This window comes from Myxococcus faecalis, assembly GCF_050039385.1.
Taxonomy (GTDB): domain Bacteria; phylum Myxococcota; class Myxococcia; order Myxococcales; family Myxococcaceae; genus Myxococcus; species Myxococcus fulvus.
The window spans coordinates 4,049,936-4,064,001 of the sequence record NZ_CP144336.1; the positions used below are offsets into that span (position 1 = coordinate 4,049,936).

12 protein-coding genes are annotated in these 14,066 nt (G+C 71.2%); 6 read left to right on the forward strand and 6 right to left on the reverse strand.

Annotated elements, in window-relative coordinates; all coding sequences use genetic code 11:
* Positions 1 to 156: 156 nt before the first annotated feature.
* Genes VZQ01_RS16030 through VZQ01_RS16040 form a run of 3 tightly spaced genes read left to right on the forward strand, consistent with a single transcriptional unit; the run spans position 157 to position 4,160 of the window.
* Positions 157 to 2,562 (forward strand): CHASE2 domain-containing protein, encoded by a 2,406-nt coding sequence (locus VZQ01_RS16030; protein WP_426748279.1) that lies wholly within the window; start codon positions 157 to 159, stop codon positions 2,560 to 2,562.
* 21 nt (positions 2,563 to 2,583) lie between these two features.
* Complete coding sequence (locus VZQ01_RS16035; protein ID WP_426748280.1) at positions 2,584 to 3,159, forward strand: SH3 domain-containing protein; 576 nt, start codon at positions 2,584 to 2,586, stop codon at positions 3,157 to 3,159.
* Positions 3,159 to 4,160, forward strand: coding sequence for a M48 family metalloprotease (locus tag VZQ01_RS16040; RefSeq protein WP_426748281.1), 1,002 nt, complete (start codon positions 3,159 to 3,161; stop codon positions 4,158 to 4,160). The genes VZQ01_RS16035 and VZQ01_RS16040 overlap by 1 nt, the downstream gene beginning before the upstream one ends.
* Positions 4,161 to 4,209: 49 nt before the next feature.
* On the opposite strand, the gene VZQ01_RS16045 is transcribed toward VZQ01_RS16040, so the two are convergent.
* From VZQ01_RS16045 to VZQ01_RS16055, 3 genes are read right to left on the reverse strand one after another with little or no spacing between them, the layout of a single operon-like run.
* A complete protein-coding gene (locus tag VZQ01_RS16045) occupies positions 4,210 to 5,424 on the reverse strand; it encodes an extensin-like protein (RefSeq protein ID WP_426748282.1) in 1,215 nt (404 codons plus the stop codon).
* A gap of 8 nt (positions 5,425 to 5,432) precedes the next feature.
* A complete protein-coding gene (locus VZQ01_RS16050) occupies positions 5,433 to 6,392 on the reverse strand; it encodes a ParA family protein (RefSeq protein ID WP_141329317.1) in 960 nt (319 codons plus the stop codon).
* 40 nt (positions 6,393 to 6,432) lie between these two features.
* Positions 6,433 to 8,466 carry a HEAT repeat domain-containing protein gene (locus VZQ01_RS16055; RefSeq protein ID WP_370641891.1) on the reverse strand — a complete coding sequence of 678 codons (2,034 nt, stop codon included), beginning with the start codon at positions 8,464 to 8,466 and terminating at the stop codon, positions 6,433 to 6,435.
* A gap of 694 nt (positions 8,467 to 9,160) precedes the next feature.
* Here VZQ01_RS16055 and VZQ01_RS16060 point away from each other — a divergent pair.
* From VZQ01_RS16060 to VZQ01_RS16070, 3 genes are all read left to right on the forward strand, one after another.
* Positions 9,161 to 9,523, forward strand: a complete 363-nt coding sequence (locus VZQ01_RS16060; protein WP_046710788.1) for a helix-turn-helix transcriptional regulator — start codon at positions 9,161 to 9,163, stop codon at positions 9,521 to 9,523.
* 195 nt (positions 9,524 to 9,718) lie between these two features.
* Entirely contained in the window at positions 9,719 to 10,615 is an 897-nt protein-coding gene (locus VZQ01_RS16065) for a fatty acid desaturase family protein (RefSeq protein ID WP_426748283.1), read from the forward strand.
* 80 nt (positions 10,616 to 10,695) lie between these two features.
* Positions 10,696 to 11,445, forward strand: a complete 750-nt coding sequence (locus VZQ01_RS16070) for a helix-turn-helix transcriptional regulator (RefSeq protein ID WP_426748970.1) — start codon at positions 10,696 to 10,698, stop codon at positions 11,443 to 11,445.
* A gap of 12 nt (positions 11,446 to 11,457) precedes the next feature.
* Here VZQ01_RS16070 and VZQ01_RS16075 read toward each other — a convergent pair whose 3' ends face one another.
* From VZQ01_RS16075 to VZQ01_RS16085, 3 genes are read right to left on the reverse strand one after another with little or no spacing between them, the layout of a single operon-like run.
* On the reverse strand, positions 11,458 to 12,795 hold the full coding sequence (locus VZQ01_RS16075; protein WP_426748284.1) for a sensor histidine kinase: 1,338 nt from the start codon (positions 12,793 to 12,795) through the stop codon (positions 11,458 to 11,460).
* 8 nt (positions 12,796 to 12,803) lie between these two features.
* A complete protein-coding gene (locus tag VZQ01_RS16080; RefSeq protein ID WP_141328883.1) occupies positions 12,804 to 13,409 on the reverse strand; it encodes a glutathione S-transferase family protein in 606 nt (201 codons plus the stop codon).
* Positions 13,406 to 14,038, reverse strand: a complete 633-nt coding sequence (locus tag VZQ01_RS16085) for a phospholipase D-like domain-containing protein (protein WP_223749180.1) — start codon at positions 14,036 to 14,038, stop codon at positions 13,406 to 13,408. Before VZQ01_RS16085 ends, VZQ01_RS16080 begins: the two co-directional genes overlap by 4 nt.
* Positions 14,039 to 14,066 lie beyond the last annotated feature (28 nt).

Here is a 14,066-nt window from a genome sequence, read left to right on the forward strand (position 1 = left end):
GATGTCCTCCGTCTGGAGGGCGGACGGAGGAGCACGCTCGAGCCGGGTATCGAGGCTCACCTGGGATTTTTTGTTTTCACGCTCGTCTGCCGCGAGGACGCGAGGGCTTGGGCTAGTGTGACGCGCGATACACCCCACACATGGCAAGAGGGGGCCGTGGCAGGCGAGACCGGGAGAATCATCCGTCAGCGTTGGCGTGACCACTGGCGGTTGATGCTGGGCATCGCGGCGCTGTCCACGGTGCTGTCCGCCCTGGCGTGGTGGGGCGGCTGGCTGGACGACCTGGAGCGCGGCGCGTACGACCAGGCGCTGACGGCCTTCACGGATGGACGAGGCCTGTCACCCACCGTGTCGGTGGTGGTCATCGACCAGGGCACGCTGGACGGCATCCGCGCCAACGAGCGCTACACGCTCAACTTCGGCACGTGGCCCTACAGCCGCAACCTCTGGGCCCGCGTGGTGGAACAGCTGGAGGCGGAGGGCGCGCGCGCCATCGTCTTCGACGCGGTGATGGACGAGCGCTCCTCGGACGCGTCCACGGACCTGGCCTTCGCCCAGGTGCTGCGCGACACGCGCATCCCGTTCTTCCTCGGCGTCTCCACCAACGTCAACGCGCAGCCCCTGCCCCGCGCGGACTTCGACGCGGCGCCGCCGTCCCCGCTCGCCCCGCCCCCCGTCCCCGTGGCGACTCCGGAGGCCGCGCCCCCGGTGGGCGAGGAGACCTTCCCGGAGGAAGACGGCGAGGCCTTCACCGACACGCCGGATGACAGCGTGCTGCCCGCCGTCACGCCCGAGGAGATGGCGCGGGCGCTCGCCTTCCCCGTGATGGTCCAGGGCCACGCGCCGCCGCTGCTGGAGGGACGCGAGGCGGCGGGTGAGCACCACGTCCCTGGAGACACGGACGGGACGCGCGCCGTGCGCCATCCGGTGCCGCCGATTCCGGTGCTGGTGGGCGCGGTGGATGGCTTCGGCCTGGTGGACACGGAGACGGACCCGGATGGGTTCATGCGCCGTACGCGCTTCGCGTACTCGGACGGCGTCAACACGTACCCGACGCTGCCGGTGCGCGTGGCCGCGGGACTCTTCAGCGCGGAGAAGGTGGAGCTCTCCGACGGGCTACTGAAGGTGGGGGGACGCCAGTACCGCGTGGACGCGGATGGCGGCGCGGCGATGGATTACGGCGGGGGCCCGCTGCACGAGCGCTTCCACACGGTGCCGCTGCTGGACGTGCTGGACGGCTGGGTGCGACGGGAGAACGGGCAGCCCTCGGGGCTGCCGCGGGAGGTGTTCCGCGGCAAGGTGGTGGTCATCGGCGGCACGGCGCTGGGGCTGGGCGACATCAAGGCCACCTCGTTCCTCGCGGAGGTGCCCGGCGTGATGAAGCAGGCGTCGGTGCTGGACACGCTCCTGGGGGATGGCCGCTTCATCACGCGCACGCCGCTCGCGGTGGACCTGGGGCTCACGCTGGTGGTGGCGCTGGTGTCGGTGGTGCTGCTGATGACGACGCGCTGGACGCCGCTGGAGATTGCGTGGCCGGTGGTGCTGCCGGTGGGCATGTACCTGGTCGCGGGGCTGGTGTTGTCGAAGGGCTGGCATCTCTTGACGGCGCTGCCCTCGATGGCGGGGCTGCTCGCGGGCGTCGCGGCGGTGGCCTTCAACCACCTGGTGGCCAACCGCGAGACGGAGTTCGTGCGCGCGGCGTTCAGTCGCTTCATGGAGCCCAAGCTCGTGGAGCAGATGATTTCCGAGCGCAAGCTGCCGAAGCTCGACGGGGAGAACGTCGAAATCAGCGCGTTCTTCAGCGACATCCGCGGCTTCTCCACCTTCAGCGAGCGCTTCAAGGAGGACCCTCGCAGCCTGGTGCGCATCCTCAACACGTACCTGACGCGGGTGAGCGGCGTGCTGCTCAAGGAGGGCGCGTGCCTGGACAAGTACATCGGTGACGCGGTGGTGTGCCTGTTCGGCGCGCCCATGCGCCAGGACGACCACGCGGTGCGCGCGTGCCGGGGGGCGCTTGCGGCCAAGGCGGAGGTGGACGCGATGCGCGAGGAGTTCCGCGCCAAGGGGCTGCCGGACGTCTACACGCGCATCGGGGTGAACTCCGCGGTGAACTTCGTGGGCAACTTCGGCAGCGAGCAGCTCTTCAGCTACACGGCCATCGGCGACGGGATGAACCTGGCGGCGCGGCTGGAGGGCGCGAACAAGGCGTACGGCTCGGTCATCATGATTGGTCCGCGCACGTACGAGCTGGCGCGCGAGCACATCGAGGTGCGCGAGCTGGACCGCGTGCGGGTGGCGGGCAAGACGGAGGCCGTCACCGTGTACGAGCTGCTCGCGCTCAAGGGTGGGCTGGACGCGCGCAAGCGGGCGACGGTGGAGCGCTACCACGCGGCGCTGGCGCTCTACCGGGAGGGGCGCTTCGAGGAGGCCGCGTCGGCGCTGGAGCGGCTCGCGGCCGAGGACGTGGACGACGGGCCGACGAAAGCGCTGCTGGAGCGTTGTCGGAAGTATGCCGAGTCGCCGCCGCCGGGCTTCGATGGCGTGGCGAGCCTGGACAAGTGAAAGGAGTCTGAAGTCATGGGGATGAGAACGAGAGCGGCGTGGGTGGCCGCGTTGCTGATGATGGGGCTGCCGGGCCTGTCCTCGGCGGTGGCGGTGGGGGGCTCGCTGTACGTGAAGGCGAAGAACACGCGGGTGATGGAGAGCCCCTCGCCCACGGCGAACGCGGTGGTCATCCTCCAGCCGGGTGAGCAGGTGAAGTGGGAGGGCGCGGACGCGAAGAACAAGCAGTGGCACAAGGTGAAGACGTCCACGGGCAAGCGCGGCTTCGTGTTCCAGTCCAACCTGTCCACCACCGCGCCCAACCTGGAGCTCGTCGTCGGGGACCAGGGCAAGCGCAAGGTGAACCCGGAGGGCTTCGTGTCCAGCGGCGCGGCGGTGAAGGCGCTCAGCCCCGGCGCCGTCGCGTATGGCAACAAGAAGGGCGGCGGGCACAAGCAGGCGGTGGCGCAGCTGCAGAGCCTGGAGAAGGCGGCCAAGGACGTGTCCACCCAGGACATCGCCAGGCACGCCGCGGCGGCGGGGCTGCACCCGGTGGTGGGCGCGGAGACGACGGCCCGCTCGGGCGGGGCGAAGAGCAAGCCGAAGGGAGGCTCGTGATGAAGGCGCTCGGGAGGACGGCGGCGCTGCTGGGCCTGGGGCTGCTGACGGTGTCGTGCAAGGGCGTCACGCTCGCGCAGGTGGCGGACGTGGCCGGCAAGACGGTCAACAACTCGGTGGCCTCGCAGAAGCAGCGCGACGAGTGCGCGAAGCTGGATGTGGAGCCCACGGTGAAGGAGGAGTACGCCATCGGCAGCGCCATGGCGGTCCACTGGGTGGAGGGCGGCGGCGGGCTGATGGGCACCACCGGCGGCGCGAAGGACACCAGCGTCCACGCGATGCACGAGTACCTCAACACGGTGGGCAAGAACCTGGGCGCGCAGTCGCCGAGGCCCACGCTGGACTGGACGTTCGGCGTGCTCAACGACGACCAGAACTTCAACGCGGTGTCCACGCCGGGGGCCTACGTCTTCGTCACCCGGAAGCTCTTGTCGGAGCTGGACAACGAGAGCCAGCTGGCGGGCGTGCTCGCGCATGAAATCGCGCACGTGGTGCTCAAGCACTCCATCCAGCAGTACAACGCCGCGAAGGTGAGCCTGTGCAAAGTGGCGGTGACGATGGAGGCCAACGTGCCGGGCTCCGGTCAGCTCATCGCCGCGGGAGGCAGCGGCGGCAACCTGGACCTGGACAGCGACACGGCGCTGCTCGGTGACCTGACGGAGAAGGTCATCGGCCTGGCGGAGAGCGGCAACGACAAGGAGCAGGAGTACGCGGCGGACCAGCTCGCCGCGCGGCTGATGATTTCGGCCGGCTACGACCCGAAGGAGTACATCGCGGTCCTCGGCAAGACGAAGGACGGCTCCCGCCTGGGCTCGCGGCACCCGAAGAAGGCGGACCGCGAGGAGCGGCTGAAGACCTTCCTCGCGAGCCTGAAGCCGCGCGAGGGTGAGTTCGCGGAGCTGTCGCTGGAGGGCTTGCGCAGCCCGCCGCTCCAGCCGGAACTCGTCGCCGCCGTGAAGAAGGGCGCGGGGCGGAGCAACGTGGCGAAGGACGGGAAGTAGGCGCGGGCTCGGGCGCCCCCCGTTCGGGGCGCCCATGGCCACGACGCGTTCAGCGCGACGCGGCCTGGCTCAGCGCGCGGTGCACGGCCTCGAGCGCCTTGCGCGCCTCGAGCAGCTCGGCGCGCTCGGCGGTGAGCGAGGCCACCTGCTGGGCGAGCACGTCCCGCTCTCCCTGCAGCGCCTCCACCGCGCGGCGCAGCGACATCGACTCGTCCTTCGCGGACTCGAGCTCGGTGGCGAGCCGCTCCTCCTCGGCGAGGCTGTCCACCAGGGCCTGCTTGCCCCGGGAGACCTCCTCCTCGAGCTTCTCGTGCTCCTTCGCGGAGGCCTGGAGCGCCTGACGGTTCTCCTGGAGGGACAGCAGCGCCTCGTCGCGCTCACCCTCCAGCGCCGCGAGCTCCCGCTCCAGGTCCGCGAGCAGCTTCACGCGGCCCTCCATCTCCGCCGACAGCCGGCGCGCCTCGTCCATGCGCAGCCGAGCCTCCTCGGTGGCCTTCTCCGCCTGACGGCGCGCGACCTCCAGCTCCTGCGTGAGGGACAGGTTCGCCGCCTTCACCTTCACCAGCTCCGCCTGCAGGTGGGTGATGCGCTCGACCGCGCGCTGGCCCGCCTCCGCGACGGTGGCCGGCAGGGGCTCCGGACGCGGATTCTCCCGCACCGCCTTGAGCCGGGCCTTGAGCCGCTCGCGGCGCGCGTCCGAGTCCATCGCCTCCTCGCGCGGCGGCGCGGGCGTCTGCACCTCCACCTCCTGCGGCGGCGCCTCGACGCGGGCCACGGGCTCCGCGACGGTGGCGGTGACGTGGGGGAGCGAAGCGTGGGGAGAGCCCTGCGTCATGGGGTGCGCCTCCGACGACGGCTCGGCCTCGAGGCCGTCCAGGTGGAACGCCATGGTGGGCGGAGCAGCGAAGGTGACGGGCGCCTCACTCACCCCGTCGTCGTAGACGGCGGCCTCCGGCTCCGGCGACGCATACGTCACCGGCTCGGCGACCTGCTGGGTGAACACCGGCTCCCGCGCGCGCGGCCCCTCGGGCTGCGACAGCGCCACCTCCATCGCCTCGGCGGCGGTGGGGCGAGGAGCGCGGGCGCGCTCGATGCGGGCGCGGACCTCCGCGGACAGGTCGGCGCTCGTCGGCTCGGGGGGAGCGACGTCGGCGGCCTGCTCGGGAGGCTCGGTGGGCTCGGTCTGCTCGACGGCGCCGGTGAACGCCCCCAGGCGGAGGCGCGGCTTGGCGCGAGACACGTTCTGTTCGAAGGCTTTCTTCATGGCGAATCTCAGCCAGCCTGCTGGGTGCCCTTCTTCGGGGCGGCGGCGGCCGCGGCGACGAGGCGCGGCAGGACGTTGTCAATCATGGCCTGGATGTCGTTGGCGCCCTTGGACGTGGGGTCCGCGACGAAGACGGGGCGCCCCTCGCTCGAGGCCTGGGCGAACTTGGTGCACTGCCGGATGATGGTCGGCAGCAGGAACTCCGGGTAGTGCGTCTGGAGCGCCTCCAGCGCCTCCTTCGCCAGCTTGAAGGTGGCGTTGAAGGAGTTCACCACGATGAACACGTGGTCCAGCACGTGGTTGAGGTCCTCCTCCAGGCTCTGCACGGTCTCGAACAGCAGCTTCAGGCCGTGGAACGACAGGAAGTCCGCCAGCACGGGGACGAACAGGTCGTTGGCGGCCATCAGCGCGTTGAGGTTGAGCAGGCCGAAGGACGGCGGCGCGTCGAAGACGATGACGTCGTACTGAGCCTCCACGTCCTTGAGGGCGTTGCGCAGCTTGAACTCGCGGCCGGCCATGGGCATCAGCGAGAGGTCCATGGTGGACATGCTGAGGTTGGACGGGACGAAGTCCAGGTTGGGCAGCGGGGACTTCTGGATGACCTTGGCCAGGGGCGTCTTGCGCACCAGCACGTCGAGCAGCGTCTTCTCGAACTCCTCGCCCTCGTAGCCCAGGCACTTGGTGGCGTGGCCCTGGCTGTCCAGGTCGATGAGGAGCACCGAGTAGCCCAGCTCCGCCACGCGCCACGCGTAGGACGTGGACAGGGACGTCTTGCCGGTGCCGCCCTTGAAGTTCAGGAAGAGCTGGCGGCGGTGGCCCACCTTGGCCGGGAAGCGGTCGAGCGTCGTGCGCAGGTCCCAGACGTCGTCCGGGGTGTACACGTCCTTCCTCGCGTCCTCCGGAATCGCTTTCGGAGACACGCCGAGCATCTCGGCCACCTGCTTCGAGCTGTATGTCGGCGCTTCCATGAACGACCCTTCGAAAGACGTACGGGGCGGCTACCTTGCCTCAAGCGGCGAAGTATTTGTGTCCCCTTCGGACCACGGCCCCCCGGGCTGAGAGCAGGGTGATTGCTTCCTGAGCGAGCTCGACGGGCACCCCCAGGGCGGCCGTCAGCTCGGCGAGCGAGCGACCACGGACCGCCACGCGGACCTCGTGGAGCATGGGGGCACAGAGCGTCTCCACGGGCGAGGCGCTCGGGCGCGCGGCGACGGGCCGGGGCTCCTCGGAGCGCGTCGCGGGCTGCGGCGCCGGGGCGCCCATGGCCACGAGGGCCGCCTGGACGGGCGAGAGCCGGGGCGCCGGGGCGGCGGGACGGGAAGGCGGAGGCGCGGCGCGCTGCGGGGCGCCAGCATTCGGCGGGGCGGCCACGGGCTGCGCGGGCTGGGACGGAACCGGGGCGCGGGCCTGGGGGGCCTGAACTCCCTGCGTCGACGAAGGCACCGAGGAACGGGCCTGCGGGGCCTGCGCCACGTGCGTCGACGGCGCGACGGGACGGGCACCCATCGAGGGAGCCGACACCGCAGCATGATGACGGGCACCCACTGTGGCCATTACCTGCTGGCCGTGCAGAACACCATCCGCGCGTTTTGTGATCTGCTGATGCGTCGCCCCCACCACGGCCATCACGGGCTGGGCCACCACGACCGGGGGCGCCACACTCGCGACCACCGGGGCCGGCGCCGGTGCCATGGCCACCACTCGCGCCGGCTCCTCGAGCCGCGCGCGCACGGGCTTGACCGGCAACGTCGCCAGCCGACGAATCTCACGGCGCCGGTGCGTGTCGTCCAGCGCGACGACGCCGGACACATCCTGCCCCAGGATGCGCGACAGGCTCTGCGCCGCCGCCTTGCGCACGCGAGGCTCGCGGTCCCCGAGCGCCTCCAGCAACAAGGCCCGCGCGTTCTCGCCACTCCCCGCGCCCAGCGCCAGCGCCGCCAGCGAACGGACCTCCGCGTCCGCGTCGTGGATGGCCTCTTCACCGAGCCGGCGCGCCGTCTCACCCTCCAGCCCCAGCGCCAGCAGCGACGCGCGCCGACGCACCGAGCGGTCCGGGTCCTTCATCGCCTGCGCCAGGTGCGGCGCCGCGTCCCGGGGCGCCAGCGTCAACAGCGCCTTGAGCGCCGCGATGCGCACCTCCGGCACCGGCGAGGACAACAGCGGCGACACCACCTGCGCGCCCTCCTCCCGGCACAGCGCCGCGAACGCCTGGAGCAGCGCCACCTGCGCCGCCGCGTCCGTCTCCGCGTGCAGCGCGCTCGCCAGCGCCGGAGCCGCCGCGGGCTGCGACAGCGCCTTGAGCCGCTCCGCCGCGCGGATGCGCGCCGCGGGGTCCTGCGCCGAGAGCTCCCGCACCGAGAACCCGAACAGCGTCTCGTCCGTCGGAGCCCCCAGCCCACCCTGCCCGGACAGCTCCGCCAGCTGCGCCGCGCTCACGCCCAGCCGCCCCGCCTGCAGGAAGCGCTGCGCCTCGCGCGCCACCGGCGACAGTCCCTCCAGCAGCGGCTCCAGCAACGCGGGCGGCGCGCTCGAGGCCGCCGCGGGAGGCTGGGCCTTCGCCACCGGCTCGGCCAGCGGGACCGCGGGTGCTCGCACGGGCACCTTCATCGACATCACCGTCGCCGCCGCGCCCTTGCCCGTCTCGTTCTTGAGCAGCGCCTCGCTGCGAAGCTGCGAGATGAACGACGCCAGGTCGAACCCCAGGTCATCGTCCTCGTCGTCGCGCTCCTGCGTGGAGGCGCGCAGCCGGCTCGCCGTCAGCAGCCGGTCCATCAGCTGGTCGCGCTCGCCGCGCAGCGCCTGCGTCAGCCGCACCGACTCCTCGCGCTCGGCCTGAGCGCGCCCGACGCGCACCTCCAGCTCCGCCACCTCGCGCCGCAGCTTCAGCTCGCGCTGATGCGTCTCCGCGAGCTCGCGCTTGAGGTGCTCCATCTCCTCACGCGTCGAGCCCAGCTCGCTGAGCAACTGCTCCGCACGGGCCTCGAAGTAGACAATTTTCTCGAGTGCGCTCTTGAGCAGCGCGTCCGGACGCTCGTCGCTCACGACCTCAACGGCCCTCCCCGCGAGGCACGCGGTGCACCCCCGACCCACCGGGGGGGCCCACCCTACGTCAGACGTCCCGCCTTCGTAAACCACGGAAACACCAGGGCTTTTCCGTGAAGTCCCCACCCGTCCATTGACAACGCCGCGCGGGCCGAATTTTCGGCCTCGGACGTGAGCCCCGGCTTTCCGCCGCACGCCGACGGCCTGGACGCCACCCCCGCGCCCCAGCACCGAGAGTGCGGCCGTCCGGCCGGTGACGTCCAGCACCGGACGAACGCGAAGCAAGACGCCCGCGGTGAGCTTCACCCACGCTCACGGCGACGTGCGCGAGGACGGTCCGCGTCCGCGAGACACGAACGCCCCACGCGCCGCGTGCGAATCGCCCCCGCGCCGAGTTTTCGGGCCCCAGCGGTGTCGACCGCGCGACACCACCCGCCTTCGCGAGGCACGCCCGGAGCGCGCCGGAAACCACGTCCGGAGCCTCGCCGGAGGGGCCTTCCGAGGGCCTCCCGCGGGGCGTGCCGGCGGCGCTTTTTTCAAGCGCTTTCGCACGCCATTCCGGAAGCACCTGAATGTCAGACCCCACCCGTAGTCTGTGTTCCACGAGGCACCGAACCCGCAGTCACTTCTCCCCGGAACCTCTCCGCCCGAGCGCGGGGGGCGAAGCCCTCTTTTCGACAGGTTTCCGCACGCCATGGAACAACGATTGGCCACCATCATTGGAAATGCAGTTCGCGCGGCGCGGCAGCGGCTGGAGCTCACCCAGGCCGATGTGGCCGAGCGCGTGGGCATCGCCACCGAGGTGTACGGGCGGCTGGAGCGCGGTCACATGCTCCCCAGCGTCCGCACGCTGAGGAAGCTGTGTCTGGTCCTCAACTGCTCCTCGGATGTGCTGCTGGGCATGACGGCCGGCGTCGAAGGCGCGCCCACGCTCGCCGAGGACCCGCCGGAGTACCGCGAGCGTCCCGAGGTCCGCCGGCTGCTGCGCACGGTGCGCAAGCTGGACGCGCCCCGGCTGCGCTTGCTGGGACAGGTCGCCAACGCGCTGGAGTCGTGAGCGCGGCGGCGCCGCTCGCGCTCGCCCATTCCCGTCACGTGGAAGACGGCGAGCGCGGGCGGAATCAGCACCGGGGCGGGGTGGACCCGGGTTGAAAGCGATGCCAGCGAAGGACGCTTGAGGTTGCGCGTTTTCGCAATCGCTTGGCGCATGGAATGAAGCGGCGAGACAGGGGCGGGCCTAGCTTCGTGCCCCATGACTCGCCCCCTCCCCGCCCCCGCTCTCGACCTGCCGCAGCTCGCGGTACACGCGCTGTGGTGGGCGTGGTTGCCTTCCTTCCTCTGGAGCTGGGACCACCTGGGCGCCTGGGGCCGCGTGGGCATGTGCGCCGTGGGCTGGGCGGTGATGTTCTGGAACTACGCCGTCCTGCACAACCACATGCACGTGAGCATCGCGAAGCCGCGCGTGGCGCACTGGCTGGTGTCCCGGACGCTGGGCATGGCGTGTGGGTTTCCCTATCGCGGCTACTACATCCACCACTTCAACCATCACCGGTACAACGACGGCCCGGGTGACTGGGGCCAGCGCAAGCCCGGCGAAGGCGTGGTGCGTTATTGCCTGCGCTCGGCGCTGACGCCCTGGTTCTGGCCCTTCGAGGCCGTGGCCAACGTCTGGCGCTGGGCCAGGAAGCGCAACCAGCGCCTGGAGCTGGCGCTGGACTTCCTCATCGTGGATGGGGCCCTGCTGGCGGTCATCGTCTGGCGGCCGGCCCTGGGCCTGGCGTGGTTCGGCGTGCTGCTGGTGGGCCAGTTCTGCATCCACTGGCTCAACCTGGCCGCCCACTTCGAGACCGACTCCACGCAGCGCGGTGCGTTGGGCACCACGTCCACGTCCCGTCTGTACAACCTGTTCTTTTTCAATGCGGGTTATCACCAGGCCCACCACGTGAAGCCCCAGGTGCCCTGGCGGGACCTGCCGGCCACCACCCGGGAGCTGGAGGGCGTGGCCCTGGTGAGGCCGGAGCTGGTGACGGGACTGTCGCCCATCAATCCCCGCTGGGTGCTCCAGGTGGCGAAGCGCTATTCTGCCGAGCCGTGCGATCGGCAGACGGCGTCGACGATTACTTCCGGGACCCCCACGGCCGTTACCTAGTCGGGGAAGGGTTCCTGCACTGGTACGCCTCGGCGGACCTGTGCGGCTTCATCCTGTGGGGACGCCCCGCGGAGGCGCACGTGCGCAGGCTGGTGCACGTGCTCGACGTGGAATTGGCCCCCGCGGCGCCCCATTCCTCGCTGGTGGACGCGCGCCGGCTGGAGGCGGCGGACCCCGCGGCCTTCGCGGTGCTCGTGAAGTACATGCAGGCGCGCGAGAAGTCCTTCGGCACGTCGGTGCAGCGCCAGGCGCTGGTGCGTCCGGAGGGCGTGGCGGGCGCGGTGGTGGGCGGCTTCTACACGCTCCTGACGGGCGCGTACCCCAGCAAGGTCTTCACCGAGCCGGCCGCCGCGCTGGCGTGGCTGGGACAGCCCGAGGCGCGCGCCGCGCCGCTGCTCTCCAAGCTGAACGATTTGGTGGCCGAGGCCACCGGCCAGTCGCCGCTGCTACGCGAGCTGCACCAGGCGATGAAGGGCAAGCTGCCGGACATCAACCTGTCGGACGTCGCCCGGGAGATGGGCATGTCCGAGCGCACGCTGCAGCGCCGCCTCAAGGAGGCCGGCACGTCCTTCCAGGCGGAGCTCAACGCCGTGCAGGTGCGCATGGCCCAGGGGCTCCTCTTGGAAACGGACATGAAGCTCACCGCCGTCGCGGTGGAGGTGGGCTGCGCGTCGCTGCAGCACTTCAGCAGCCTGTTCCGCAAGCTCGTGGGCGAGTCCCCCAGCGCGTGGCGCGAGCGGCAGCTGGGCAAGTCCTCGTCGGAGTCTGAGCCGGACAAGGCCGCCGAGGAGCCCATCGCGCCCACCGGCACCGAGCCCGCGAAGTCGTAGCCGCCCGCGTCCTCAGGCCGGGGGCTCCTTCTCGGGGACGGCGGGCAGGTGCAGCGTGAAGCACGCGCCGCCATCGGGGCAGTTGGCCACGGTCAGCGTGCCGCCGACGCGGGCCAGGTACTCGCGACACAGCGCCAGGCCCAGGCCGGTGCCCTTGCCCGGGGCCTTGGTGGTGAAGAACGGCTCGAACAGGTGCGGAAGGACAGCCTCCGGAATGCCCGGCCCGTTGTCCTCCACCTCCAGACGCACGCCCCCCTCCACCCGCGAGGCCCTGAGCACGATGCGCGCGGCGCGCGAGGGCCGCACCCCGTCCAGCGCGTCCGCCGCGTTGAGCAGCAGGTTCAGCACCACCTGCACCAGCTGACGCTGGCCCAGCCGCACGCGCACCAGGTGCGGCTCCACCTCGCGCACCACCTGCCCCAGGCTGCGCAGCCGCACCGACGCGAGCCGCTCCGCCTCGTCGAGCGCCTCCGCCACACTGCCCGCCTCCTCCGCGTCCGACGCGTCGCGCGAGAAGCGGCGCAGGTCCGTGACGATCTGCTCGATGCGCAGCACGCCCTGCCGCGTCTCCCACAGCACCCGGCGCAGGTCCTCCAGGTCCTGCACGCCCTCGCCCGACACCTCCTCCAGGTAGCCCAGGTTGGACTTCACGTACGCCAGCGGGTTGTTCACCTCGTGCGCCACGCCCGCGGCCAGGCGCCCGACCAGAGCCAGCCGCTCCATCTCCGCCTGGCTGCGCACCGCGTCCGCGCGCAGGTGCTCGCTGCGCGCCAGCTGCTCCAGCGCCGCCAGCCGCGCGTTCACGGCGTCGCGCTCGGTGTCGCGCATCCGGCGGAACTGCTTGCAGCTGAAGACGGCCACCCAGGCCAGGAAGAAGAAGAGCGTCACCTGCCCGACGAGCCGCTGCTCGGAGACGTCCGAGTGCCACGATGCCACCAGCATGCCCACCAGCGTCAGCACGACGGAGGCCCACACCGTCACCACGTCCCCCGGCGCGAAGACGGCGATGATGAGCGGCATCGCGAAGAGCAGCGGGTACAGCGTGCTCGACAGCCCTCCGGTGAAGTGGATGTCCAGCACCAGCGCCACCATGCTGGCCACGCCCGTGACGACGCTGGCGCGATGCACCGTCACCCACCGCGAGCCCATGGCCGCGGCCGTGCCCACGAGCACCGCCGCCCACGCGATGTGGACCACGATGACCGTCGGGATGAAGCCGCCGAAGAGCAGCGGGTGCGTGCCGAGCGACAGCAGCAGCACGCACGCCGAGACGATGAAGCCCCGGCGCTTCAACCCGACGTGGGCCGCGAGCTCCGAGGGCGAGGGACTGGGTACGACGGGTTGATGCACGGGGCCGCCTACTCCAGGGCTCGCCGCGCCGCGGGACGCGCCAGGTGCCGCTCCACATAGGCGCGCAAGCCGGGGAAGTCCTCCAGCAGCCCCATGCTCCCGCCCCACTCCAGGATGGACGTCATCACCACGTCCGCCGCGGTGAAGCGCTCGCCCACCAGGAACGTGCGCCCCTGCAGCCGCGACTCCAGCATGCGCGCGATGTCCGTGAAGCGACGACGCCCGCGCTCCGCCTCGCCCACCACCTGCTGCTCCTCCGGCAGGAAGCGGCTGTGCGCGGAGTACGCGGACAAGGGCGGCTCCATGGTGGACATGCAGAAGAACATCCACTGGTAGTACTCGGCGCGCTCGGGCGAGCCGAGCGGCGGGGCGAAGCCCTGCTCCAGGTACTTGTCCGCGACGTGCAGCAGGATGGCCGCCGACTCGAAGATGGGCTGCCCGTCATCCTCCAGCGCGGGCATGGAGCCCATGGGGTGGATGCGCAGGTACTCGGGGCTCTTGTGCTCACGCTGGAGCACGTCCACCGGCACCAGCTCGTAGGGAACGCCCAGTTCCTCCAGCAACCACCGGGGTCGGGTGGCCCGGGTGTTCCGCGCGAAGTAGAGCTTCATCATCGTCGTGACGACTCCGAGGTGGCGCGCCTCAACCGACGGGACTTGCCGAGCCGAGGAGCGCCGCGGGAGCTTCTCATCTCCTCCCGCCCCCCGGGTGCGGGGATTATCGGGTCCGGGCACACGTGCCGCAGCTTGCATCCCCTGCACTCGGCCCCGCTCCACACCGCCTCGTAGAGCGCCGTCACCCGGTCGATGACGTCGAAGTCCTCCGTGACGAAGCCCAGCTCGAAGTTACGCACCGCGTCGCCCTTGGCCCCCAGGCCCGCCCCCGTCAGATTCGCGCTACCCAGATAGGTCCACGCCCCATCCACCACCACTGCCTTGAAGTGCACGCGGGGGCAGACCTTCAGATTCAAGCCACCCTTCACCAGCCGCGCCCGGGCATCGAACGCCGCGCGGAACGGGCGGCTCGGCAGCTCCGCGTGCAGCAGCCGCAGGGACACGCCCCGGGCCGCCAGCCCGTCCAGCACGTCCACCAGCGGCACGAACTTCCCCTTCGACTCCACGTACATCGCCTTCACGTTCGCCGTGGCCAGCCACACCGACTCGCGGGCGTGGAGCAGCTTCTCCAGCACCACCTCCCGGTACAGCTCGCTTCCGGACAGCAGCTCCGTCTGGATGGGACGCATGGCGGACATCATCTCACACCCACCCACC

Excerpts from the sequence above, each read along its gene's own strand:
- VZQ01_RS16035 (WP_426748280.1), top strand. The coding sequence starts at position 2,584 with ATGAGAACGAGAGCGGCGTGGGTGGCCGCGTTGCTGATGATGGGGCTG.
- VZQ01_RS16040 (WP_426748281.1), top strand. The coding sequence starts at position 3,159 with ATGAAGGCGCTCGGGAGGACGGCGGCGCTGCTGGGCCTGGGGCTGCTG.
- VZQ01_RS16045 (WP_426748282.1), bottom strand. The coding sequence starts at position 5,424 with ATGAAGAAAGCCTTCGAACAGAACGTGTCTCGCGCCAAGCCGCGCCTC.
- VZQ01_RS16050 (WP_141329317.1), bottom strand. The coding sequence starts at position 6,392 with ATGGAAGCGCCGACATACAGCTCGAAGCAGGTGGCCGAGATGCTCGGC.
- VZQ01_RS16060 (WP_046710788.1), top strand. The coding sequence starts at position 9,161 with ATGGAACAACGATTGGCCACCATCATTGGAAATGCAGTTCGCGCGGCG.
- VZQ01_RS16065 (WP_426748283.1), top strand. The coding sequence starts at position 9,719 with ATGACTCGCCCCCTCCCCGCCCCCGCTCTCGACCTGCCGCAGCTCGCG.
- VZQ01_RS16080 (WP_141328883.1), bottom strand. The coding sequence starts at position 13,409 with ATGATGAAGCTCTACTTCGCGCGGAACACCCGGGCCACCCGACCCCGG.
- VZQ01_RS16085 (WP_223749180.1), bottom strand. The coding sequence starts at position 14,038 with ATGCGTCCCATCCAGACGGAGCTGCTGTCCGGAAGCGAGCTGTACCGG.